The following is a 21,333-nucleotide window of genomic DNA, read 5'->3' as shown; positions in this document are numbered from 1 at the left end:
TGAAACAATGCCCCCTCAGAACGGCGGAAAATGTTTCACGTGAAACATCATTTGCCAATGCAGAAGCGTCCAAACACAATATCCAGTATGTCCTCGACGCCAACCCGGCCCGTCAGCCGGCCCAGAGCGCGCATCGCAACCCTCAACGATTCGGCCCGTAGTACAACGTCGGGCTCCTCAGAAGAAACGATCAGCGCGTGTCGGCATTCGGCAAGCGCATCGCGCTGACGCGCATGTGTTACCAGAGCATCCTGCCCCGCCCCGGCCAGTGCGCTTGTCCTCTCCACGAGGAGCGATTCAAGCGCTGCAAGCCCCTCTCCCGTCACCGCGGACACGCGCAGCCGTTCGCCCATAGGGTCGACACGAAGATCCGCCTTTGACTCGACGACTACCGCCTCCGCCGGGATCGTCGTGTCCCGATCATCCGGGCCGACAAGAAAGACCACGAGATCCGCCTCGTCTGCGCGTTCACGCGCGCGGCGGACACCTTCGGCTTCAACAGCGCCCTCCGCATCGCGAAGGCCCGCCGTATCGACAAGCGTCGCGGCAACGCCGCCGAGATCGAGATGCACCTCGATCACGTCGCGCGTGGTGCCCGCCTCGGGTGAGACGATGGCAACGTCGCGCTTGGCGAGCGCATTAATCAGACTCGATTTCCCGGCATTCGGTGCGCCGAGCAGAACGATGATTAGACCGCGTCGCAGGCGTTCCGCAAATTGGTAGTTACCCAGGTGACTTTCGATCTCGCGCGCGAGTGCCATGATCTCCGGCCCCTCGCCTTCAACAAGCCGTGTGCTGACATCCTCTTCGTCATCGCCGAAATCCAGTGACGCTTCGGTTTCAGCGAGGATCGAAAGCAGCCGTCCATGCCAGCTTTCAGCAAGCGCCCGCAGGCCGCCCGATGCCTGCCGTAGCGCCTGACGCCGCTGCGCTTCGGTCTCCGCATCGATGAGGTCGGCAAGCCCCTCGGCTTCCGTAAGATCGAGCTTGCCGTTGTCGAACGCCCGCCGCGTGAATTCCCCGGGCTCGGCCGGGCGCAATCCCTCGATCGCACCCAGCGCACGCAGCAGTGCCGCAACCACCGCCGGGCCACCCGTGACGTGGAGCTCGGCAACGTCTTCTCCCGTGAAGCTTGCGGGTGCGGGAAACCACAGGACCAGCGCGTCATCGATCGGCGTTCCGGCATCCCGAAGGCGCACGAGCGTTGCACGGCGCGGTGCGGGCAAACGTCCACCAAGCGCCAGCAATGCCGCGCTCGCTGCCGAACCCGACACACGAACAACCGCGACACCGGCAGGCGGCCGGCCTGACGATAAGGAGAATATCGTTTTCTTTTCAATCATTTAGAAATGACGTCATGGCGTCGGGTACTAACCCTTCTTGCCGCTCGTGACGCCTCCGGTCATGGCGTTCCACATCGCCTTCTGCACCTCGCCGATCCCGCTCGCCGCGCTCGGCATCCAATTGGACATAAGACGCTCGACATCCCCTGCCGTGATGCCGTCCTTCATGAGACCCGTCATGCGATCGATGTAAAGGTCGTGCAGCGGGCGGACATCGGGAAGCCCCATGAACGCGCGCGCTTCTTCCGGGGAGCAGTCGATCTCGATATTCACCTTCATGGGCGCCCCTCCTCTTGTGAAAGCCGCACGGTGGCGGATAGGTTCGAGACGCTAAAGCATCGCGCGCAAAAGTGGGAACCGGTTTTGCGCAAAAACGACGCAACAGAAAAAGAACAGAGCGAAACCGGGAAGATCAGACCCATGGCAGAGGCGCTCCGAAACGAAACACTGAAGCGTTCCCATGCCTCCGGCGTACCCCGTGGCTGACCCCGCCATCATCGGGGCTGCGCGTGCCGACGATGACGCGGGAATTCTCGCCATCGTCAATGACGCGATCCTCAATACGACCGCGTGGTATGATCACGAGCCGTGGACTGCGGAGCGCGTTGCCGAATGGCGCACTGCAAAGCTGGCGGACGGCTGGCCCGTCCTCGTTGCGGACGCCGCGAACGATGTCGCCGGCTTCGGCAGCTTCGGCTCCTTCCGCGCCAAGCAGGCCTACGCTGGCACGGCCGAACATTCCGTATATGTTTCAAACACATATCGCGGCCACGGCTATGAACGGCAGCTTCTTGAAGCGTTGATCGATCTCGCACGCGGCCGCGGCCTCCATACGCTCGTTGGCGGAGTCGATTCCGAAAACGCGGGAAGCCTTGCCTTTCACCGCGCACTCGGCTTCGAGGAAGCGGGGCGGCTGCGCGAGGTCGGGCGCAAGTTCGATCGCTGGCTCACACTCGTGTTCATGCAGAAACTGCTGTGAAGGAAAGTCCGATGGCGTATCGAATGGCGTTTCAGAAAACCGGTGGGCCCGAGGTGATCGAACGGCAGGATTTCACGCCCGTCCCGCCCGGCCCCGGCGAACTCGCGATCCGGCATACAGCGATCGGGGTCAACTTCATCGATACCTACCACCGTAGCGGGCTCTACCCGGTCAGCCTTCCCGCCGCGCCCGGCATCGAAGCCGCCGGCGTCGTCGAAGCCATCGGCGAGGGCGTGAGCGGCTTCGCGCCGGGAGACCGCATCGGCTACTTCACGGGAAGACCCGGCGCCTATGCCACGCATCGCAACATTCCAGCTACACAGGCGCTGAAGCTTCCGGACACCCTGCCGGACGAAGACGCGGCAGGCGTGATGCTGAAGGCGGCAACCACCGAATATCTCGTCGAACGCTGTGCCCGCGTGAAAGCCGCAGACGCAGCGCTCGTTCACGCGGCCGCGGGCGGTGTCGGGCTGCTCCTCGTCCAGTGGCTGAAGGCGATCGGCGTCCGCGTCGTCGCCACGGCCGGATCCGCTGACAAGCAGGCGCTCGCACGGTCTGCGGGTGCCGATGTCGTCTGCGACTATGCCGACGCCGCCACCACAGCACGGGAGATGACGGGCGGCACCGGGGTGGACGCGGTGTTCGACGGCGTCGGCAAGGCAACGTGGGATGTATCGCTGTCGGCGCTCCGCACGCGCGGGCTCCTTGTGAGCTTCGGCAACGCCTCGGGGCCCGTGACGGGCGTCGACCTCGGCATTCTCGCCGCCAAAGGCTCGCTCTTCGTCACACGCCCGACGGTCGCGCACTATTACGCCACGCCTGAGGACTTCCGCGCCGGATCGGCCCGCTTCCTTGAAATGCTCGCCACCGGCAAGCTGAAGGCCGATATCCACCAGCGCCACGCGCTTATAGACGCCGCGCAGGTCCACCGCGATCTCGAGGCGCGCAAGACCACGGGCGCGACGATCATGCTGCCGGAGGCGTGACCTTCTCGATCCTGAGCACCCGCTCCGCGCCACTCCGGTCCGGCCAGCGGATCGTCTGACCTTCAGCGAGACCGATGAGCCCGGCGCCGACGAGCGAAAGGATCGAAAGCTTGCCGGCCGCAATATCCGCTTCCGGCGGGTAGACGAGTTCGACCGTCCGGCGGGCGCCGCTGCCCTCGTCGATGAAATCGACGCGCGCGCCCATGCGCACGACGCCCTGCGGGAAGCTTTCAACGCCATGCACGGCGGCGCGTTCGATTTCGCGGAGGAGAAGCGCTGCGGCCTCGGGAAGGCGCGCCTCCGCGGCGAGGGCAAGATCTCCGAGCCTTTCGGCTTCGGAATCGATGAGGTGAATCGGCGGACGCGATGCGTCGATCATGGAACAGGTCTTTCTGACGGCATTGGGGGGGGACGTGGCTGAACTGCCCCGAACCCGTCGGGACATGCCGTCAGGGTCCGGGGCTAAATGCCCGCCAGAAGTTGGCCTCCGCTGCAGAGGCGGCGTGAAAGACTGCGCGTATCCATGATGCGGATGCTGTCCGGACCCTTCGCCGGTGTCAACCGCCGAACACGCCGAGTGTCATCACGCCCACCGAAGGATCGACGATCCCCTCGTAGATCATCTTGAACGCAACGTAGATAATCACGATGAGGCCGAAATAGGCGATCCAGCGATAGCGCTCGATATACTTGGCAATGATGTTCGCCGCGATGCCCATCAGCGCCACGGAAAGCACAAGCCCGACGATCAGGATACCCGGATGGTCGCGCGCGGCACCTGCGACGGCAAGCACGTTGTCGAGGCTCATCGAAACGTCGGCGACGGCGACCGCCCAGGCTGCAGCCAGGAAGCTTTTCGCCGGGCGGATGCCCGAATCTTCGTCGCCTGCGATCTCCGGCGATCCGGGCGATGCGCCAGCGCGTGCCGGATGAAGTTCGCGGTACATCTTCCAGGAGACCCACAGCAACAGCAGCCCGCCTGCAAGAATAAGTCCGACGATCTGCATGAGCTGCGTGACGACAAGTGCGAACGCGATGCGCAGCACGAGCGCGGCAAGCACGCCGATCATGATCACCTTGCGTCGCTGATCGGGCGGCAAACCCGCCGCAAGCGCACCGACGACGATGGCGTTGTCGCCCGCAAGGACAATATCGATCAGCAGAACCTGCGTGAACGCGGCGAGCGCAGCCGGTGAACCGATATTCGAGAAGTCGTGAACGATGGCAGCCCAGATGTCGGCCGGTCCACCGAGGCTTGTGGCCGCCTCAGCGGCCCCCGCCACGCCGAAAAGAACGCTGAAATCCATCGTTCGCTAACGCTCCGTCGTGCTACTGGTTCATTGCCGCGAAGAAATCGTCGTTGGTCTTGGAATCCTTCATCTTGTCGAGCAGGAATTCCATCGCGTCGACCGTGCCCATCTGCATGAGGATGCGGCGCAGCACCCACATCTTCGAAAGCTTGTCCTTCTCGACGAGCAGCTCTTCCTTGCGGGTGCCGGACTTGCCCACATCGATCGCCGGGAAGATGCGCTTGTCGGCAACCTTGCGGTCGAGCACGATCTCGGAGTTGCCGGTACCCTTGAACTCTTCGAAGATCACCTCGTCCATGCGGCTGCCGGTATCGATGAGTGCGGTGGCGATGATCGAGAGCGAACCGCCTTCTTCGATGTTGCGCGCGGCGCCGAAGAAGCGTTTCGGACGCTGCAGCGCGTTCGCATCGACACCGCCCGTAAGCACCTTGCCCGACGACGGCACGACGGTGTTGTAAGCGCGGCCAAGGCGCGTGATCGAATCGAGCAGGATCACGACGTCCTTCTTGTGCTCGACAAGGCGCTTTGCCTTTTCAATAACCATTTCAGAGACTTGTACGTGACGCGTCGCCGGCTCGTCGAAGGTCGAGGAGACGACCTCACCCTTCACGCTGCGCTGCATGTCGGTGACTTCCTCGGGCCGCTCGTCGATCAGCAGCACGATCAGGAACACCTCGGGGTGGTTGTCGGTAATCGCCTTCGCGATGTTCTGGAGGAGCACGGTCTTACCCGTGCGCGGCGGGGCGACGATCAGTGCGCGCTGGCCCTTGCCCTGCGGCGCGATGATATCGATGACGCGCGCGGACTTGTCCTTCAGCGTCGGATCGAGCGTGTCGAGCGTCAGCTTCTCGTCCGGATAGAGCGGCGTCAGGTTGTCGAAATTGACGCGGTGGCGGACCTGCTCGGGATCGTCGAAGTTGATGAGCGAGAGCTTGGTGAGCGCGAAATAGCGTTCGCCGTCCTTGGGGCCGCGGATTTCGCCTTCGACCGTGTCGCCGGTGCGGAGACCGAACTTGCGGACCTGGTTCGGCGATACGTAAATGTCGTCCGGCCCGGCGAGGTAGTTCGCTTCGGGCGAGCGCAGGAAGCCGAAGCCGTCGGGCAGCACCTCGATGGTGCCGCCGCCCATGATCTGTTCATCGTTGTCGGCAAGCGCTTTCAGGATCGAGAACAGCAGATCCTGCTTGCGCATCGTGGACGCGCCCTCGACGCCAAGCTCTTCGGCCATGGCAACGAGGTCGGCGGGGGTTTTCTTCTTGAGGTCTTTAAGGTGCATGACCATCGGTGGGCCTTCGGTGAATCGTGTGAAAAGCTGGCGCCAGGGAGATACGTCAGAAAACGAAACAATGCCCTGCGCGGGCGCCTCAGAACGAGGACTTGACCCCCGACTTAGGAACGCGCCCGGTGGAAGTCAAGCGGATCAGAACGGCCGGAGCACCGCGAGCAGCACGACGACGATCGTAACGAGGCTCGGAAGTTCGTTCAGCATCCGGAGGCCGCGTTCGCTCACCGGGCGCTCTCCACGCGCCATCTTTTTCGAAACGCCCACGATCCAGCCGTGGAAGCTCGAGAACAGGAACACGATCGCGAGCTTCGCGTGGAGCCAGCCGTTGCCGGCGAAGCCGAGATTGAAGGCGAGCGCGAGGCCGAGCACCCAGACCATGATCATGGCGGGGCCGACGATGATCTTGCGGAGCCGCTCGATGCGCGTGATCCACAGCTTATCCTCGGGCGACCCGGGCTCGACCGGGTGCTGATAGACGAGATAGCGCGGCAGCATGAACATGCCCGCCATCCAGAAGATCACGAAAATGATGTGGAAAGCCCGCACCCAGAGGTGCGCGGCCCCGAGCCAGCCGACCCAGCTTTCCATCTACAGCGGCTTCCGGATCGCGGCGAGCGCGGCCTCGACGTGCGCGATCGGTGTTTCCTTGTCGATGCCGTGGCCGAGATTGAAGACATGCGGGCGGGCGGCAAGCGCTTCGCGAATACGCCGTACCGCCGCGGGCAGCGCATCCCCACCCGCGAGCAGCAGCAAGGGATCGAGATTGCCCTGCACCGGCAGGCCTTTTGGCAACGCCTCATCCGCCCACACCAGGTCCACGGTTTCGTCGAGCCCGACGGCATCGACGCCGGTTTCGCGCGCATAGCGTGGCAGATTGCCGCCCGCGCCCTTCGGGAAACCGATGATCGGCACCGCCGTGCGCGCTTTCAGCCGCTCTACGATCGCGCGCGTCGGCGCGATCACCCAGCGATCGAATTCTTGCGGCGCAAGACTGCCGGACCAGCTGTCGAAAATCTGCACCGCATGGACGCCCGCAGCGACCTGACCGGCGAGATAGTCCACGGTGACGTCAACGATCGCGTCGATCAACGCGGAGAAGCGCTCAGGCTCCCTGTAGGCCATCAGTCGCGCCGCCGCCTGATCCCGACTACCCTCTCCCGCCGCCATGTAGGTCGCGACCGTCCACGGGGCGCCTGCGAAGCCCAGGAAGGTGGTTTCATTCGGAAGCGCAGTGGCGACCTTGCGAACCGTCTCGTAAATCGCGTCGAGGTGATGCGGCGCGGCGCTCAGATCCTCCAGCCGCGCACCCGCGAGCTGCGGGGCGAGCTGCGGGCCTTCGCCAGCCGTGAACGTCAGTGTCTGGCCCATCGCGTGCGGCACGATCAATATATCCGAAAAGAGGATCGCGCCGTCGAAGCCGAAGCGCCGGATCGGCTGCAGGGTGATCTCCGCTGCGGCGTCACTGTCGTACACCAATGCAAGGAAACCGCCCTTCTCGGCACGAAGCGCGCGATACTCCGGCAGATAACGCCCCGCCTGACGCATGAACCACACCGGCGGCACAGCCTGCCGTTCACCGTTCAGCACTGCGAGCAAGGACCGGAACCCCATATCTCTTCTCTTATAAATATATAGAAATGGATTTGGATGATTGTTGGGCTGGGGATAACGGGGTTTCCTGTGAAGTCCACAGGCAAGCATGACGCAGCCCGGTGACGCATCGCACGGGTTTGCTTCGCAGGGCACGACTTATCCACCGGATTCACAGGAAGCGTTTTGGATTGTCCACCTGGGGATGATCTGCCGCTACCGACCGGTGGGACGATGAACGACCACGCGCTTGCCGGTTATCCGCTGAGTCCTTAATCGAGTCGTCCGGGGGCTTATCCACAACCGCGCGGCAGGAGGCGACACATGCGGCTGCACTTGCATCTCGTTTCCGATTCGACCGGCGAAACGCTTGAATCTGTTGCAAAAGCTGGTCTCGCGCAGTTCGAGGACGTCGAGACGATCAAGCACTTCTGGCCGCTCGTCCGCTCGAAGGGCCACCTCGACCGCGTGCTGATGGATATCGCGAGCCGCCCCGGCCTCGTGCTGTTCACGCTCGTCAATGCCGATATGCGCAGTCACCTCGAGGCGCGGTGCCGCGCGATGGGGCTGCCGGCCGTCGGCGTGCTCGATCCGGTGATTGAAGGCCTGCAGGCAGTACTGGGCCAGCGCGCCGCCGCGCGGCCGGGCCGCCAGCACCAGATGGACGAGGCGTATTTCCGCCGCGTCGCCGCCATCGACTACACGATGAACCACGACGATGGGCAGGGCGCGGACAATTGGGAAGAGGCCGATATCCTGCTGATCGGCGTCTCGCGCACCTCGAAGACGCCGACCTCGATCTATCTCGCGAACCGCGGCTACAAGACCGCGAACCTGCCGCTGGTGCCGACGAGCCGCCCGCCCGAGCAGCTTTTCCGCCTGTCGAAGCCGATGGTCGTCGGCCTCACCACCAACCCCGACCGGCTCGTGCAGGTGCGCCGCAACCGGCTGCTCAGCCTCGCGCAGGCGCCCGAGACGGCGTACGTGGATATGGACGAAGTGACCAAGGAGGTCGCGGCGGCGCGGCGGCTTTGCGCCGACAACAGCTGGCCGGTGATCGACGTGTCGCGCCGTTCGATCGAGGAATCGGCGGCGGCAATCATCAACCTCTACAATGAACGCGCCGAGGCGCGCGCCAACGGCTCGGCGGCATGACGTCACTCGTTCTCGCGTCGACGAGCGCGTCACGGCAGGCGATGCTGACGGCGGCGGGCGTGCCGTTCGAGGCGCTGGCGCCGATGGTCGACGAGGCCGAGCTCAAGCGCGCGCTTGCCGCCGAGGGCACCGACCCGCGCGGGATAGCGGATGCGCTTGCCGAAGCGAAGGCGGTGAAAATCTCGCGCAAACTGCCGGGCGCGCTGGTGCTCGGCAGTGACTCGGTCGTCGCGCTCGATGACGGCACGATGATCGACAAGGCGCCCGACCGGGAAACCCTCACGGGTCAGCTACGGATGCTTCGAGGCCGAACGCATCGGCTGGTGTCCGCAGCCGTGGTGGCGGAGAACGGAACGCCGGTGTGGCGTTTCGTCGGCGTGGCGAAGCTCACGATGCGCGACTTTTCGGATGCGTTCCTCGATACCTATCTCGATGCCTGCGGCGACGTGCTGCTCGGTTCGGTAGGCGGCTATCATATCGAGGGACGCGGCGCGCAGCTCTTCGCGCGTGTCGACGGCGACCAGTTCACCATTCGCGGCCTGCCGCTCCTCGCCGTGCTCGACTATCTCAGAACCCGCAGTGTGATGCCGATATGACCCTGCCCTATGCCGAGGTGATCGGCGATCCGATCAGCCATTCCAAGTCGCCCACCATCCACAAATTCTGGCTGGACCGGCTCGGCATCGCCGCCGACTATCGCCGTGCGCATGTGAAGCCCGAAGACCTCGCGGCCTATATCGAAAGCCGCCGCGATGACCCGGACTGGCGCGGCTGCAACGTCACGATTCCCCACAAGATCGCGGTAATGGACCATGTCGCCGATCCGGGCGGCGTCCGCGAAAGCATCGGTGCGATGAACACGATTGCGCGTGCCGGGAACGGCACATTGTTCGGCACGAACACCGATGCGGGCGGGTTCTTCGCACCTATTGCGGGCCTCGATCTCGAAGGCCGGCCGGTTGCTGTTGTCGGCGCGGGCGGCGGCGCGCGGGCTGTATTATTCGCCTTGTCGAAAGCGAATGTCGGCCCGGTGACGGTGCTGAACCGCAGCCCGCTGAAAGCGATGGGACTGCTCGCCGCGTTCGGCCTCAAGGGGTCGGCGAAGCCGCTCGATGCCCCGCTTCCCGAAGCGGCGCTGCTGGTGAACGCGAGTGCGCTCGGCATGGCCGGACAGCCGCCGCTCGATCTCGACCTCTCGCCGCTCCCCGACGACGCGGTCGTCTACGACATCGTCTACGCCCCGCTTGAAACCGGACTTCTGAAAGCAGCGGCGGCTCAGGGCCTCGAAACCGTGGACGGACTGGAAATGCTGATCGGCCAGGCCGCGATCGCCTTTTCGCTGTTCTTCGGAGCGCCGCCGCCCGAAGGCTGCGAGGACGAACTGAAGGCCCTGCTCACGCAATGATCATCCTCGGTCTCACCGGTTCGATCGGCATGGGCAAGTCGACCGTCGCGGCGATGCTGCGGCGCGCGGGCGTTCCCGTATTCGATGCGGATGCCGAGGTGCACCGGCTGCAGGGCCCCGGCGGCGCGGCGCTCGCGCCGATCGAGGCGGCGTTCCCGGGCACGACCGGCCCCAAGGGCGTCGACCGCCCGAAACTCGGTGCCGCCGTATTCGGCAACACCGAAGCCCGCCGCCGCCTCGAAAAAATCGTGCATCCCTTGGTGCGTCAGGCGCAGCAGGCGTTTCTGGCCGAGGCGCGGCAAAACCGCGCGGCGCTCGTCGCGCTCGATATTCCCCTCCTTTTCGAAGGCGGCGGTCATGCGCATGTCGACGCGACCATTGTGGTGTCCGCGCCCGCGCACGTGCAGCGCCGCCGCGTGCTCGCGCGGCCGGGCATGAGCCATGAAAAGTTCGCGGCGATCCTCGCCACCCAGATGCGCGACCGGGAAAAGCGCCGCCGCGCCGATTTCGTGATCGACACGGGGCAGAGCCTGCGCGAAACGCGCGCCGAAATCCGTCATCTCGTCTCTTGTCTCCGGCGTCATGGAGTCCGATATTGCAAGTCATGCGTGAGGTCATCTTCGACACCGAGACGACGGGTCTCGACCCGTCGGACGGGCATCGCATCTGCGAGATCGGCTGCGTCGAACTCGTCGGCCGCATCGAAACGGGCCGCACGTTCCACGCGTACATAAACCCGTGCCGCCCGATGCCCGCCGAGGCCGAGGCGGTGCACGGACTTTCCGACAGGTTCCTCGCCGACAAGCCGGCGTTCGCGGCGATTGCTGCCGAATTCGTGGCATTCATCGGCGATGCGCGGCTCATCGCGCATAACGCCGAGTTCGACCGTCGCTTCATCAACTGGGAACTGCGCAACTGCGGCCACGATCAGATACCGATCGAGCGCGTGGGCGATACGCTCGTCATGGCGCGCAAGAAGTTCCCCGGCGCCAAGCATTCGCTCGATGCGCTCTGCACGCGGTTCAGCATCGATCTCACCGCGCGCGACAAGCACGGCGCGCTGCTCGATGCGCAGCTGCTTTCGCGCGTTTATGTCGAACTCATGGGCGGCCGGCAGATCGGCATGTCGCTTGGTCAGGCCGCCGCGCACGAGGAAACGGTTGCGATCCGCGTCGAACGCAGCTACGTGGCGCCCCGCCCGCACGCCGCGACGCCTGAAGAGCTGGCGCGGCACGCTGCCTTCCTCAAGCTGCTGAAAAATCCGCTGTGGGAGCAGTCGGGCACGGGTTGAGTTTTCGTGTTGGGGTTGGATGCGCCGAGAGGGGCATCTGAGAAGAGTTTACCGCCATCGCCCGGCAAACCGGCGGGCGAGGCCAAGAAGAAAGGATGGGCCGAAATGGATATCCGCGTTTCCGGTCAGCAGATCGACGTCGGTGCTTCGCTCACGACGCATATCGAAACCGCGCTGGGCGCGATGGTGCAGAAGTATGGCGTGCGCGCCACCGGCGCGAACGTCACGCTGAAGCCCGGTCCGCACGACGCCGGCTTCGTCTGCGATATCCTGATGCAGCTGACGCAGGGCCTTGTGCTGAAGGCGTCGGATCGGTCGACGCACACGGCGCAGCTCGGCTTCGACGGCGCGGCCGAAAAAATCGACAAGCAGATCCGCCGCTACAAGCGCCGGCTTGAGGATCACCACCGGCTGAACGGCGTGAAGGACATTGCCTTCGACGCCGAATACCGCGTGCTGCGCGCCGCCGACGAGGAGGTGGAAGAGGCCGGCGAGAGCGCCGACAACCCGCTCATCGTCGCCGAGACCCGCGTCGACATTCCCGATGCGAGCGTCTCCGACGCCGTGATGATGCTCGACCTTCGGCACACCGGTGCGCTGATGTTCCGCAACAGCCGGACGGGCGCCTACAACATGGTGTACCGCCGCGAGGATGGGCACATCGGCTGGGTCGAACCGCCCGCCGCCTGAGCGGCGGCGCGTTAACGGCCCTTCCAGACGGTTTGGGGTATAAGCTCAGCCATGTTCGATCTCGTCACACCGCGAACGGTCCACACAGGACTCCGTGCCGGCAGCAAGAAGGCCCTGCTCCAGCAGCTTGCCGCGCTTGCCGCGCCCGTCGTGAGCGTGCCCGAGGCGCGGATCATGGAGGTGCTGCTCGAACGCGAACGACTCGGCTCCACCGGGCTCGGCGGCGGCGTTGCGGTGCCGCACGCGCGGCTTCCCGAACTCAAGACCGTGCAGGGCCTGTTCGCGAAGCTCGATCCGCCGATCGATTTCGATGCGATCGACCGCCAGCCCGTCGATCTCGTCTTCATGCTGCTCGCGCCCGAGGATGCCGGCGCCGATCATCTGAAGGCGCTGGCGCAGATCAGCCGCATGTTCCGGGATCGCCGCCTCGTCGACAAGCTGCGCGGCACAAACAATAGTGATGCTCTTTACGCGCTTTTAAGCGGAGTCGGGCATAGCGAAGCAGCATGAGCATCGAAGTCACCCAGGCTGAAGGCAAAGCGGCGCGTCTCGCGGGCCGCCGTCAGGTCGTGTTCAAGGGCGAAATTCGCCTGATCGACCGGCAGTATGGATGCATCGTGCGCGATATCTCCACGAGCGGCGCGCGCATCGCCTGCAAGCAGATGCTGGCAAAGGGTACCGCGCTTCACCTGTTTCTCCCCAAATACGGCACGTTTCCGTGCCTTGTCGCGTGGGCGGATCAGGGGCTGATGGGTCTCGTCTTCGTTGATGGCGATTCGGGCGGGCTGCAGCGGCTGGGTGATAAGGCGCGGATGCTCGGGTTGCTCGATGCCAAGCCCGATCAGCCCGGACACGCCGCCGCCGCCAGCGCCTGATTGGCGCAGGTGCGAATCAAGACAGACATATGGGTCGGCGCGCTTCGCCGCCGGGTCGAGGCTGCGGGCGGCTTCGCCACCATCATTGCCAAGGGCGAGCCTGATTCGGGCGCCGTTCTGCTCCTCCTGCGCGAATCTTCGGGCACGATAACGGCGCTTTCCCGCGTGAATATGGGAGACGGCAAGGTCTCGTGGCAGCCGATCTTCGAGAATCGCGAAGAGCGCGATCCCACTGCACAAGAAGCGCTCGAAAAGCGCAGGAAATTCGATCCCGATCTGTGGATCGTCGAACTGGATATCGAGAATCCAGGGCGTTTTGTCGACAAAGATTAACAATTTCTTGACTCTCGACTGTTCGAGAGGCAATCCGCACCGCGAAATGATTATGCACCAAGCCTTCTGGGCCGGTGCTGATGTTGAACTCCCGGCGCTGGCGGCCTGATTTTCGGCCCCGTTTGCCCCCTTGGGCAGCCCCGGACAACGAGCGGACCCTTCCATGTCGAAATCCATACGGGGCATCAGCCTCGTCGCGTTCTGCGCGGCGATGATCGCGATGGTATGGCCGAGTGCGGCCCCGGTAGCGGGCGATCATATCGTCAGCAACCTCGAACCCGGCGCGATCGTGCTCAACGTGCCGGCTGCCGCTCAACAGGGCCTTCCGTTCTCGCCGATCCCCATCGAAAACGAACTCGATATCGATCAGACCCCACGCGTTGGCCTCTCCATCTCCGATGAACCCGCACCCGCAATCGATCTTGCCGCGCTCGTCGGCGATGTCGCCGATATGCCCCGCAGCGAACTCGATGACGACATGCGCTGTCTTGCGAGCGCGATCTACTACGAGGCGCGGGGCGAATCGCTCGAAGGCCAGCTTGCCGTCGCGCAGGTCATCTTGAACCGTGCGGAGAATGATCGCTGGCCCGATGATATCTGCGCCGTCGTCTACCAGAGCGGGCAGTTTTCCTTCACCTTCGATGGCAAACCCGATGTTCCCACCGTGAAGGGCGCGGCATGGAAGCGCGCCGAAGCGATCGCGATTATTGCGGTCGGCGAAGGCTGGCAGGACGTGACCGATAAGGCGACGTTCTTCCACGCAACCTACGTGAAGCCGGGCTGGCGCCGCGTGAAGGAACAGACGCGGCGCATCGGCGGACATATCTTCTACCGCTAGGACTGATCGACATTCAGCCCTGACGGTCTGCAAATGGCGGCTTTCTGAGCTTCCGGTGCTCACGCACCTTTAGTGCGCTGCGCTCCGGGTCACAGAAATCCACCATTTTCGCCACGTCATCTTCTGAATGTCGATCAGTCCGAGGCCACTTTCGTTCCCGTCCTGTTCTGCTAGAGTGCGGCGGATGAGTCCCGCTGCACTCTCCGCCGAATCGCCGATGGTGGCGTGCGACGTCGTGCGGGGGGTCACGCGCATGTTCCATCATCTCGGCCTTGCCGCGCTCGCCGAAGTGCCGCTGCGCAACGGCCGCCGTGCTGACGTCTATGCGATCGACGCCAAGGGCGAGATCGTGATCTGCGAGGTGAAGGTGTCGCTCGCCGATCTGCGCGGCGACATGAAGTGGCCCGATTATCTCGATTTCTGCGACCGTTTCTTCTGGGCGGTGCCGCCGCACATTCCGGCGGCGATTCTCGATGAGCCCGCGTTCCGGCCGGAGATCAGCGGCGTGATCGTCGCAGACCGCTTCGATGCGGCGATCCTGCGCATGGCACCGACAAGCCCGCTGCCCGCTGCAAGGCGACGTACCGAAATCCTGCGCTTCGGCCGCCTCGCGGCAAGCCGTTTCCAGCGGGCCGAAGACCCGTTTTTCGGCGAGCTTTCTTAACGCGGCGAGCGTTTCGACAGGATACGCTGCAGCGTCCGCCGGTGCATCTTCAGACGCCGCGCAGTTTCCGAAACGTTGCGGTCGCACAGCTCGTAGACGCGCTGGATATGCTCCCACTTCACGCGGTCGGCGGACATCGGCTCCTCGGGCGGCGCGGGCTTTGCTTCGCCGGGGGCGAGCAGCGCGTTCAGAATCGCGTCCGGGTCGGCGGGCTTGGGCAAATAATCGACCGCACCCGCCTTCACCGCGGCGACGGCGGTGGCGAGGTTGCCATAGCCCGTGAGCATCACGATGCGGATGCCGGGCCGGAGCGCGCGCAGCTCCCCGACAAGATCGAGCCCGTTGCCGTCACCAAGCCGCATGTCGAGCACCGCGTAAGCCGGTTTCAGCTCGGCAGCGATCCCGCGCGCCTCTGCGACGCTGGAGGCGGCCGCGACGGTATAGCCGCGACGCTCGAGCGTCAGGCCAAGCCGCTGGCGAAAGGCGTTGTCATCGTCGACGAGCAGCAGCGTACGATCAGCAGAGGGCGAAGCGCCGGTTTCGGTTTCGGTGGTCATGCCTGTCCTTCCGTTCCTGCCGCGATATAGGCGATCGGCCAGACGATTTCGACTACCGCACCGCCCCCTGCGGCATTTCGGAACGTCAGCGCGCCGCCGGTGCGTTCGATCAGCGTCGTGGCGATGAAGATGCCGAGCCCGGTGCCGCCGCGCGCCGAGCGCGATGGGCCGAGATAGGGCTCGCCGAGATGCGGCAGGAGTTCGGTCGGAAAACCCGCGCCGTCGTCGGTGATCTGCAGCGTCACGTTTTCAGCGTCGGTAATGGCCGCGATCCGCACCTCGCGTACCGCATGGCGAACGGCATTGTCGACGAGGTTGACGAGTCCGTGCAGCAGCTCGGGCGTGCGCGCCACGACTGTGGCGGGGGCATCGACATGCACGCGCTTGCCGCTCGCCTCGAAGGGCTGCGCCACCTCGTGCAGCAGCACGCGCAGCGGCACGTGCGGGAACGGCGCATCCACTTCGGCGCGGCGGGCGAGATCGGTCATGATCTCGCGGCAACGCTTGGCCTCCCGGTCGAGCAGCGCGACGTCCTCTCCGAAATCGGGATCGCCTTCGAGTGTCTCGGCGAGATCGCGCGCGACGAGACTGATCGTGCCGAGCGGTCCGCCGAGTTCATGCGCCGACGCCGCGGCGAGCGCGCCGAGCGCCGACATCTTCGTCTCACGCTCCAGCACCGCCTGCGTGATGACGAGCGCCTGCTGCCAGCGCCGCGCGTCGAGCGAGACGCGGAGCACATAGATGGCGAGGAAGACGACGGTGAAACCGAGCGCGACGAGGCTGGCGAGCACGTAGATCGGCGGCAGCACTGGCGGTGGCCCCGCCCACGGCAGCGGCAGCGACCACTGCCAGAGCACGCCGAGGATCGCCATCGCGATCAGGATCAGCGCGACCGTGGCGCGCGCGCTGAGCAGCGTCGCGGAAATCGTCACTGGTGCGACGAGCAGCACACTGAACGGATTGGCGAGCCCGCCCGTCAGATAGAGAAGAACGCCGAGTTGCAGGAGGTCGAACGCGAGGTGCAGCAGCGCCTCGACACCGACAAGACGTGCGGTCGGCGCGTAGAGCGTCGAAAGCCCGATGTTGAGCAGCGCGGAAGCGAGGATCGCTGCACCCGCCGCCGCAAGCGGCACCTGGAAGCCGAGCAGCAGGTGCACGACGAGGAAGGCGATCGACTGGCCGGCGATCGCCATCCAGCGGATCGTGACGAGCGTGCGGACACGGACACCGGCGGTGCCGAGCGCCGTCGGCAGCGGCGCCTGCTGGAGTGATTGCGGCTGCGGCACGCCGCGGCCCGTCAGTTGCCCGGGTTCGGCAGCGGCAGCACGGTCGTCGGCTTCGCCTCGTCGGCCTTCGCCTTGTTGTCGTTGTCCTTGAACATGCGCACGATCGCGGCGGCGCGGCGGTCGCGCTCGGCATACTCGCGCGCGGACATGCCGGCGACATGGTCGGCAAGATCGGGGTTCGCGCCCGCGTTCAGCAGCTCGCGTACGACCATGGCGTTCCTCTGCTGCACGGCAACGACGAGCGGGCTCTCGCCCCGGCCGTTCGCCGCGTTCACATCGGCCTTGCGGCGCACGAGCGTCTGGATGCCGTCGATGAAGCCGAGCTGCGATGCGACATGGAGCGGTGTGTTACCGTCCTTGTCGCGCACGTTCACGCTGGCGCCGTTCGCGATCAGGAAGTTCATCCATGGCACGTCGCGGCGCTTCGTCACCATGTGCAGCGCCATCTCGCCGGTATCGTTGTCGCGCATGTCGATCAGCGTCGATCCGGGCTGGTCGATCAGCGACTTCACCTTCAGCACGTCGCCGTCCTTCACCGCCTTGAAGAAGTTGTAGCGATCCGAGAATTGCGCGGCGGCGGGCGCGGCGAGCGACAGCGCGGCGAACGTCATGAGAAGGGCGGCAAGATTACGCAGGCTGGGCATGTGGCGCGGATCCGATTTGTCCCCGGGGGCAAAGCTGGTCTATAGGCCGGACAAGCTGAATATGAAACAACCGCGTCGCCTCTCCTTTCTTCGCATCGCGCTGCTGCTCGCGGCCGCCGTCGCGTTTGTCGCGGCGTTCATCTGGCTCGCCGCGCCGAAGCCGGCTGCACGGGGTATGGAGGAGCCGCCGCTCGCCGGTGCGCCCATCGGCGGCGACTTCGCGCTCACCGACCAGAACGGCAAGCGCGTTACGAACGACAGCCTGAAGGGCAACTACCGCCTCGTCTATTTCGGCTACAGCTTCTGCCCGGACGTGTGCCCGGTGGACGTGCAGCGCATGGCGCAGGGCCTGAAGGCGTTCGAGGCGGCGGACCCCGCCGCCGGTGCGCGCGTGCAGCCGGTGTTCATCACCGTCGATCCGGCGCGCGACACATCCGCCGTGCTCAAGGATTTCGTGGCGGCATTCCACCCGCGCCTGACCGGCCTCACGGGAACGCAGGCGGAGATCGATACGGCAAAGCGCGCCTACCGCGTCTATGCCGCGAAGGGCGAGGGCACCGATCCGCAGAACTACCTGATGGATCACAGCGCCTTCATCTACCTGATGGACCCGGACGGAAAGCCCGTCATGTATTTCGAACGTGCGGATGATGCGGCGGCGATCGCCGCGGGCCTTGCGAAATGGGTGGGCTGACGGACCGCTTCTGGGAAACCAGGCGGCTTGAAGAGATGTCGCGCGCCGAGTGGGAAGCGCTCTGCGACGGCTGCGGCAAATGCTGCCTGCACAAGCTCGAGGATGAGGAGACGGGCGAGCTCGTCGCCACCAACGTCGCCTGTCGCCTGCTCGATCGCCGCACGGGGCGCTGCTCCGATTATCGCAACCGCCGCGCGCACATTCCAGACTGCGTCCGTTTGACGCCGGCGAAGGTGCGCAGCATCGATTGGCTCCCCTCCACCTGCGCCTACCGCCTGCTCGATCGCGGCGAGCCACTGCCCCAATGGCACCCGCTCATCACGGGAGACCCGGAAAGCGTGAAGCGTGCCGGCGAATCGGTCAGCGGCTGGACGGTTTCGGAAGACGATGCCGGACCGCTCGAACACCATATGCTGGACCGCGAGCTGTGAGCCTCGCGTTCCTGCGGCGCACGCTTTCGCGCAAACCGGTTCTCCCCGACGTGCTCGATGTCGATGGCCGCATCGTGCCGCTCCGCGTGCGCGTCAGCACGCGCGCACGGCGCATGACGCTGCGCGCCGATGCCGCGCTCGGCTGCATCGGCCTCACGCTGCCGAATGGTGTTTCGCACCGGCGCGCCGCCGCGTTCCTCGAAACGCAGAAGCCGTGGATCGCGGCGTGCACGCGGAAATGGCCGACGCCGCGCCCGTTCGCGCCCGGGGCCGATATCCCTTTCGGCGATACCGAGATCAGGATCGAATGGCGCGCGGATCTGCCGCGCACGGCCCGGCTGGAGGGCGATGTGCTCCACATCGGCGGCCCTGCGGACGCACTGCCGCGACGCGTTGAAACCTGGCTGCGGCGCGAGGCGCAGCGGCTGCTCACCGAGGATTGCACCGCGCTTGCCGCCGAGATCGGGCTGCCGCCGCCGCCGGTCCGGCTCGGCGACACCACCGGCCGCTGGGGCAGCTGCAGCAGCCGCGGCGCACTCGCGTTCAGCTGGCGGTTGGTGATGGCGCCGGAATACGTGCGCCGCGCGGTCGCCGCGCACGAGGTTGCGCACATCGTCCATCACAATCACGGGCCGGAATTCCACGCTTTGTGCAGCCGCCTCTCGGGTGCCACCGCGCGCAAATCGACGCGTTGGCTCGCCGCACACGGCGCCGCGTTACATTGGATCGGGCGCCGCTGAAGGCTCCACGGGCGGCGCGGCCTCTTCCAGCCACGCATTGTCGAGTGCTCCCGGCCGGTGCACCCGCGGCAGCGGGTTGCCCTCGCCGTCCACCGGCACCTCGATCGCGCCCTGATAATCGGGACCGCCACGGTAATATTCATCCGGATAGCCCGCGACCGTGCCGTCCAGGCCATAAACCTCCGCATCGGGCTCGCTCAGCGTGTCGTCGATCTGGATGTTGCTGTTCAGCTCGACGATCGGCATTCCCTTCGTCGCGACGCGCATGAACGCTGCGAAGGCGCGCGCGGGCGCCGTGCCGCCCTGCAGGCCGCCGACGCGCTTGTTGTCGTCGCGGCCCATCCAGACGCCGGCGGTGAGATCGCCGGTGAAGCCCACGAAATAGCCGTCCTTGTTGGAGCTGGTCGTGCCGGTCTTGCCCGCGAGCGGCCGCCCGATCTGCGCCTGGCGTCCGGTGCCGGTCTCGACCGCCGCCTGCAGCAGGTTGGTCATGTTCGCGGCGACCCACGGCGCGACGAGCACGCGCGGGTTTTCCGCCTGGCGCTCATAAAGCTTGCGGCCGCGCGCGGTCTCGATCGTGGTGACGGCATAGGGCCGCACCTCGATGCCGCCGCGCGCCACGGCGGCGTAGGCGGACGTCATATCGATCAGGCGGACCGTGGAGGCGCCGAGCGCCGTCGCGGGCTGGCGGCTCACCGGCGTCGTGATGCCGAAGCGCCGCGCCATGTCGGCGACGGCATCGAAGCCGACACGCGCGCCGAGCTGCACCGCGACCGTGTTGATGGAAAGCGCGAACGCCTGCCGAACCGTCATCTCGCCGGCGAAGCGCCCGTTCGAATTGCGCGGGCTCCAGCCGCCGATCTGCACCGGCTCGTCGACGACGACATCGTCGGGCAGCACGCCGCTTTCGATCGCGGCGAGATAGACGAACAGCTTGAACGCCGAACCCGGTTGCCGCTCGGCGATCGTCGCGCGGTTGTAGAGCGATTCGACATAATCCTTGCCGCCCACCATCGCGCGCACCGCGCCGTCGTGCGACAGCGCGACGAGTGCGCCCTGCGCCTCCGCCGGTGTCTGCGTGCGGACGGCATCTTCCGCGGCTTTCTGCATCGAAGACAGCAATGTCGTGCGCACGACGAGCGGCTCCACCGTCTCGTCGGTCAGGATATCGAGCTGCGACATCACCCAGTCGGTGAAGTAGCGCACATTGTTCTGCCGGGCCTGCGGCGCGAACGTGATGTCCCTCAGCGCGGCCTGCGCGGAGGCAAGATCGGGCAGCGGCTTCGTCTCGTGGATCACCGACAGCACGACCGCGGCGCGTTCGCGTGCGCGCTCGGGATCGGAGGAGGGCGCATAGCGCGACGGCGCTTTCACAAGCCCCGCGATGATCGCCGCCTCGGGTAGACTCAGCGTGCGTGCGCTGTGGCCGTAGAAACGCCGGCTCGCCGCGTCGATGCCGTAGGCGCCGCCGCCGAAATAGACACGGTTGAGGTACAGCTCGAGGATCTGCTCCTTCGAAAACTTGCGCTCGATGGCGAGCGCAAGCAGGCCTTCCTTCGCCTTGCGCGTCCACGTGCGGTTGTTGTTGAGGAAGATGTTGCGCGCCAGCTGCTGCGTGATCGTGGAGGTCGCCTTCAGCCGGTCGCCCGTCTTCGCGCTCACGAAGAGCGCGCGCGCGATGCCGAGCGGATCGATGCCGGGATGCCAGCGGAAGCGGCGGTCTTCCACCGCCAGCATCGCATCCACCATCACGTCGGGAATCTCGTCATAGGTCAGCCACTGGCCGTAGGATGGGCCCACCGATACGAGCACGGCGCCGTCCGCCGAAAGCACGCGGATCGACTGGCCGTTCGGCGAGCGCATCATGTCGTCGAACGAGGGCAGCGACGACATCTGGATGCCCACCGCGACCGCCAGAATGACGAGCAGGAGGGTTCCGAAGGCGAGCGAAATTTTCAGTGCTGATTTCAGAAATCGGCCCAAGGCGTGCGTATCCGTATACCGTCCCCGTGTGGGCCGTGTATGCGCCAATCGCGGCGGCAACAAGGCCCGTTCGACGAAGAGACTGCGCGTGCCGACCTTTCGCCAGCCTGAAGCGCGCGGCGCCCCCGGCACGCCGCAGACGAGGTTAACAATTCATTAATTACTTCAGGTACGGAACAGTTTCATTTCGTCTTCGCAAGACACGGAAGTAAACAATCACTTAATCTGTTCGACAATGAAATAATTCACCATGA

At 65.4% G+C, this 21,333-nt stretch carries 26 protein-coding genes and 1 pseudogene; 16 read left to right on the top strand and 11 right to left on the bottom strand.

The genetic code is table 11. The features are described from left to right. Window positions 1–47 precede the first annotated feature (47 nt). Window positions 48–1,343, bottom strand: coding sequence for a tRNA uridine-5-carboxymethylaminomethyl(34) synthesis GTPase MnmE (gene mnmE, locus ACFQ00_RS01405; RefSeq protein WP_381485104.1), 1,296 nt, complete (start codon window positions 1,341–1,343; stop codon window positions 48–50). A 27-nt stretch (window positions 1,344–1,370) separates the two neighbouring features. Next, complete coding sequence (locus tag ACFQ00_RS01400) at window positions 1,371–1,622, bottom strand: DUF6489 family protein (protein ID WP_374596007.1); 252 nt, start codon at window positions 1,620–1,622, stop codon at window positions 1,371–1,373. A gap of 199 nt (window positions 1,623–1,821) precedes the next feature. Here ACFQ00_RS01400 and ACFQ00_RS01395 point away from each other — a divergent pair, with 199 nt between their 5' ends. After that, window positions 1,822–2,322, top strand: coding sequence for a GNAT family N-acetyltransferase (locus ACFQ00_RS01395; RefSeq protein ID WP_381485101.1), 501 nt, complete (start codon window positions 1,822–1,824; stop codon window positions 2,320–2,322). Window positions 2,323–2,333: 11 nt separating this feature from the next. After that, entirely contained in the window at window positions 2,334–3,308 is a 975-nt protein-coding gene (locus ACFQ00_RS01390; RefSeq protein ID WP_381485098.1) for a quinone oxidoreductase family protein, read from the top strand. Here ACFQ00_RS01390 and rnk read toward each other — a convergent pair. From rnk to hemE, 5 genes are all read right to left on the bottom strand, one after another. Beyond that, window positions 3,289–3,687: a nucleoside diphosphate kinase regulator gene (gene rnk / locus ACFQ00_RS01385; RefSeq protein ID WP_381485096.1), complete on the bottom strand. Its 399-nt coding sequence runs from the start codon at window positions 3,685–3,687 to the stop codon at window positions 3,289–3,291. The two genes, ACFQ00_RS01390 and rnk, sit on opposite strands and share 20 nt — an antisense overlap. A gap of 178 nt (window positions 3,688–3,865) precedes the next feature. Next, on the bottom strand, window positions 3,866–4,615 hold the full coding sequence (locus ACFQ00_RS01380) for a YjbE family putative metal transport protein (RefSeq protein ID WP_381485093.1): 750 nt from the start codon (window positions 4,613–4,615) through the stop codon (window positions 3,866–3,868). A 22-nt stretch (window positions 4,616–4,637) separates the two neighbouring features. After that, window positions 4,638–5,894, bottom strand: coding sequence for a transcription termination factor Rho (gene rho / locus ACFQ00_RS01375; protein WP_121053438.1), 1,257 nt, complete (start codon window positions 5,892–5,894; stop codon window positions 4,638–4,640). A 144-nt stretch (window positions 5,895–6,038) separates the two neighbouring features. Then, a complete protein-coding gene (locus tag ACFQ00_RS01370; protein WP_381485091.1) occupies window positions 6,039–6,491 on the bottom strand; it encodes a CopD family protein in 453 nt (150 codons plus the stop codon). Then, window positions 6,492–7,514, bottom strand: coding sequence for a uroporphyrinogen decarboxylase (hemE, locus tag ACFQ00_RS01365; protein ID WP_381485090.1), 1,023 nt, complete (start codon window positions 7,512–7,514; stop codon window positions 6,492–6,494). Between the two features lie 303 nt (window positions 7,515–7,817). On the opposite strand from hemE, the gene ACFQ00_RS01360 reads away from it, so the two are divergent. The 11 genes and pseudogenes from ACFQ00_RS01360 to ACFQ00_RS01310 all read left to right on the top strand — a co-directional run bounded on the left by ACFQ00_RS01360 (window position 7,818) and on the right by ACFQ00_RS01310 (window position 14,744). After that, complete coding sequence (locus ACFQ00_RS01360) at window positions 7,818–8,648, top strand: pyruvate, water dikinase regulatory protein (protein ID WP_121053405.1); 831 nt, start codon at window positions 7,818–7,820, stop codon at window positions 8,646–8,648. Further along, window positions 8,645–9,244: a Maf family protein gene (locus ACFQ00_RS01355; RefSeq protein WP_381485085.1), complete on the top strand. Its 600-nt coding sequence runs from the start codon at window positions 8,645–8,647 to the stop codon at window positions 9,242–9,244. Before ACFQ00_RS01360 ends, ACFQ00_RS01355 begins: the two co-directional genes overlap by 4 nt. Then, a complete protein-coding gene (locus ACFQ00_RS01350; RefSeq protein ID WP_381485083.1) occupies window positions 9,241–10,053 on the top strand; it encodes a shikimate dehydrogenase family protein in 813 nt (270 codons plus the stop codon). The genes ACFQ00_RS01355 and ACFQ00_RS01350 overlap by 4 nt, the downstream gene beginning before the upstream one ends. Then, window positions 10,050–10,628 (top strand): annotated as a pseudogene (gene coaE, locus ACFQ00_RS01345) (dephospho-CoA kinase); the annotation flags it as partial. The gene ACFQ00_RS01350 and the pseudogene coaE, both read left to right, overlap by 4 nt. Before the next feature lie 29 nt (window positions 10,629–10,657). Then, a complete protein-coding gene (gene dnaQ, locus ACFQ00_RS01340) occupies window positions 10,658–11,344 on the top strand; it encodes a DNA polymerase III subunit epsilon (protein ID WP_381485081.1) in 687 nt (228 codons plus the stop codon). 105 nt (window positions 11,345–11,449) lie between these two features. After that, on the top strand, window positions 11,450–12,034 hold the full coding sequence (hpf, locus tag ACFQ00_RS01335; RefSeq protein WP_381485079.1) for a ribosome hibernation-promoting factor, HPF/YfiA family: 585 nt from the start codon (window positions 11,450–11,452) through the stop codon (window positions 12,032–12,034). Window positions 12,035–12,085: 51 nt separating this feature from the next. Next, window positions 12,086–12,544, top strand: coding sequence for a PTS IIA-like nitrogen regulatory protein PtsN (gene ptsN / locus ACFQ00_RS01330; RefSeq protein ID WP_381485078.1), 459 nt, complete (start codon window positions 12,086–12,088; stop codon window positions 12,542–12,544). Next, window positions 12,541–12,909 (top strand): PilZ domain-containing protein, encoded by a 369-nt coding sequence (locus tag ACFQ00_RS01325; RefSeq protein WP_381485075.1) that lies wholly within the window; start codon window positions 12,541–12,543, stop codon window positions 12,907–12,909. Before ptsN ends, ACFQ00_RS01325 begins: the two co-directional genes overlap by 4 nt. A gap of 9 nt (window positions 12,910–12,918) precedes the next feature. Then, complete coding sequence (locus ACFQ00_RS01320; protein WP_381485073.1) at window positions 12,919–13,242, top strand: DUF1491 family protein; 324 nt, start codon at window positions 12,919–12,921, stop codon at window positions 13,240–13,242. A gap of 163 nt (window positions 13,243–13,405) precedes the next feature. After that, window positions 13,406–14,080, top strand: a complete 675-nt coding sequence (locus ACFQ00_RS01315) for a cell wall hydrolase (protein ID WP_381485070.1) — start codon at window positions 13,406–13,408, stop codon at window positions 14,078–14,080. 184 nt (window positions 14,081–14,264) lie between these two features. Further along, window positions 14,265–14,744, top strand: coding sequence for an MmcB family DNA repair protein (locus tag ACFQ00_RS01310; protein ID WP_381485068.1), 480 nt, complete (start codon window positions 14,265–14,267; stop codon window positions 14,742–14,744). On the opposite strand, the gene ACFQ00_RS01305 is transcribed toward ACFQ00_RS01310, so the two are convergent. The 3 genes from ACFQ00_RS01305 to ACFQ00_RS01295 are packed head-to-tail and all read right to left on the bottom strand — an operon-like array spanning window position 14,741 to window position 17,231. Next, a complete protein-coding gene (locus tag ACFQ00_RS01305; RefSeq protein WP_381485065.1) occupies window positions 14,741–15,301 on the bottom strand; it encodes an ActR/PrrA/RegA family redox response regulator transcription factor in 561 nt (186 codons plus the stop codon). The genes ACFQ00_RS01310 and ACFQ00_RS01305 overlap by 4 nt on opposite strands. Next, entirely contained in the window at window positions 15,298–16,587 is a 1,290-nt protein-coding gene (locus tag ACFQ00_RS01300; protein WP_381485062.1) for an ActS/PrrB/RegB family redox-sensitive histidine kinase, read from the bottom strand. The genes ACFQ00_RS01305 and ACFQ00_RS01300 overlap by 4 nt, the downstream gene beginning before the upstream one ends. 11 nt (window positions 16,588–16,598) lie before the next feature. Then, the gene (locus ACFQ00_RS01295) at window positions 16,599–17,231 is read right to left on the bottom strand and encodes an ankyrin repeat domain-containing protein (protein ID WP_381485059.1); all 633 of its coding nucleotides are present in this window, start codon (window positions 17,229–17,231) and stop codon (window positions 16,599–16,601) included. 61 nt (window positions 17,232–17,292) lie between these two features. Here ACFQ00_RS01295 and ACFQ00_RS01290 point away from each other — a divergent pair, with 61 nt between their 5' ends. Genes ACFQ00_RS01290 through ACFQ00_RS01280 form a run of 3 tightly spaced genes read left to right on the top strand, consistent with a single transcriptional unit; the run spans window position 17,293 to window position 19,096 of the window. Continuing rightward, window positions 17,293–17,925, top strand: a complete 633-nt coding sequence (locus ACFQ00_RS01290; RefSeq protein WP_381485056.1) for an SCO family protein — start codon at window positions 17,293–17,295, stop codon at window positions 17,923–17,925. Then, complete coding sequence (locus tag ACFQ00_RS01285; protein WP_381485053.1) at window positions 17,913–18,356, top strand: YcgN family cysteine cluster protein; 444 nt, start codon at window positions 17,913–17,915, stop codon at window positions 18,354–18,356. The genes ACFQ00_RS01290 and ACFQ00_RS01285 overlap by 13 nt, the downstream gene beginning before the upstream one ends. Then, window positions 18,353–19,096, top strand: coding sequence for a M48 family metallopeptidase (locus ACFQ00_RS01280; protein ID WP_381485050.1), 744 nt, complete (start codon window positions 18,353–18,355; stop codon window positions 19,094–19,096). Before ACFQ00_RS01285 ends, ACFQ00_RS01280 begins: the two co-directional genes overlap by 4 nt. On the opposite strand, the gene ACFQ00_RS01275 is transcribed toward ACFQ00_RS01280, so the two are convergent. Next, entirely contained in the window at window positions 19,073–21,079 is a 2,007-nt protein-coding gene (locus tag ACFQ00_RS01275; protein ID WP_381485048.1) for a transglycosylase domain-containing protein, read from the bottom strand. The genes ACFQ00_RS01280 and ACFQ00_RS01275 overlap by 24 nt on opposite strands. Between the last annotated feature and the right edge of the window lie 254 nt (window positions 21,080–21,333).

Origin of the sequence: Sphingosinicella xenopeptidilytica (assembly GCF_042676985.1) — a bacterium.
Classification (GTDB): Bacteria; Pseudomonadota; Alphaproteobacteria; order Sphingomonadales; family Sphingomonadaceae; genus Sphingosinicella; species Sphingosinicella xenopeptidilytica.
Note: the sequence above shows the minus strand (reverse complement) of the source record. Positions and strands in the feature narration are given on the sequence as shown.

Excerpts from the sequence above, each read along its gene's own strand:
- mnmE (WP_381485104.1), bottom strand. The coding sequence starts at position 1,343 with ATGATTGAAAAGAAAACGATATTCTCCTTATCGTCAGGCCGGCCGCCT.
- ACFQ00_RS01400 (WP_374596007.1), bottom strand. The coding sequence starts at position 1,622 with ATGAAGGTGAATATCGAGATCGACTGCTCCCCGGAAGAAGCGCGCGCG.
- ACFQ00_RS01390 (WP_381485098.1), top strand. The coding sequence starts at position 2,334 with ATGGCGTATCGAATGGCGTTTCAGAAAACCGGTGGGCCCGAGGTGATC.
- rnk (WP_381485096.1), bottom strand. The coding sequence starts at position 3,687 with ATGATCGACGCATCGCGTCCGCCGATTCACCTCATCGATTCCGAAGCC.
- ACFQ00_RS01380 (WP_381485093.1), bottom strand. The coding sequence starts at position 4,615 with ATGGATTTCAGCGTTCTTTTCGGCGTGGCGGGGGCCGCTGAGGCGGCC.
- rho (WP_121053438.1), bottom strand. The coding sequence starts at position 5,894 with ATGCACCTTAAAGACCTCAAGAAGAAAACCCCCGCCGACCTCGTTGCC.
- ACFQ00_RS01370 (WP_381485091.1), bottom strand. The coding sequence starts at position 6,491 with ATGGAAAGCTGGGTCGGCTGGCTCGGGGCCGCGCACCTCTGGGTGCGG.
- hemE (WP_381485090.1), bottom strand. The coding sequence starts at position 7,514 with ATGGGGTTCCGGTCCTTGCTCGCAGTGCTGAACGGTGAACGGCAGGCT.
- ACFQ00_RS01360 (WP_121053405.1), top strand. The coding sequence starts at position 7,818 with ATGCGGCTGCACTTGCATCTCGTTTCCGATTCGACCGGCGAAACGCTT.
- ACFQ00_RS01355 (WP_381485085.1), top strand. The coding sequence starts at position 8,645 with ATGACGTCACTCGTTCTCGCGTCGACGAGCGCGTCACGGCAGGCGATG.
- ACFQ00_RS01350 (WP_381485083.1), top strand. The coding sequence starts at position 9,241 with ATGACCCTGCCCTATGCCGAGGTGATCGGCGATCCGATCAGCCATTCC.
- dnaQ (WP_381485081.1), top strand. The coding sequence starts at position 10,658 with ATGCGTGAGGTCATCTTCGACACCGAGACGACGGGTCTCGACCCGTCG.
- hpf (WP_381485079.1), top strand. The coding sequence starts at position 11,450 with ATGGATATCCGCGTTTCCGGTCAGCAGATCGACGTCGGTGCTTCGCTC.
- ptsN (WP_381485078.1), top strand. The coding sequence starts at position 12,086 with ATGTTCGATCTCGTCACACCGCGAACGGTCCACACAGGACTCCGTGCC.
- ACFQ00_RS01325 (WP_381485075.1), top strand. The coding sequence starts at position 12,541 with ATGAGCATCGAAGTCACCCAGGCTGAAGGCAAAGCGGCGCGTCTCGCG.
- ACFQ00_RS01315 (WP_381485070.1), top strand. The coding sequence starts at position 13,406 with ATGTCGAAATCCATACGGGGCATCAGCCTCGTCGCGTTCTGCGCGGCG.
- ACFQ00_RS01310 (WP_381485068.1), top strand. The coding sequence starts at position 14,265 with ATGAGTCCCGCTGCACTCTCCGCCGAATCGCCGATGGTGGCGTGCGAC.
- ACFQ00_RS01305 (WP_381485065.1), bottom strand. The coding sequence starts at position 15,301 with ATGACCACCGAAACCGAAACCGGCGCTTCGCCCTCTGCTGATCGTACG.
- ACFQ00_RS01295 (WP_381485059.1), bottom strand. The coding sequence starts at position 17,231 with ATGCCCAGCCTGCGTAATCTTGCCGCCCTTCTCATGACGTTCGCCGCG.
- ACFQ00_RS01290 (WP_381485056.1), top strand. The coding sequence starts at position 17,293 with ATGAAACAACCGCGTCGCCTCTCCTTTCTTCGCATCGCGCTGCTGCTC.
- ACFQ00_RS01285 (WP_381485053.1), top strand. The coding sequence starts at position 17,913 with ATGGGTGGGCTGACGGACCGCTTCTGGGAAACCAGGCGGCTTGAAGAG.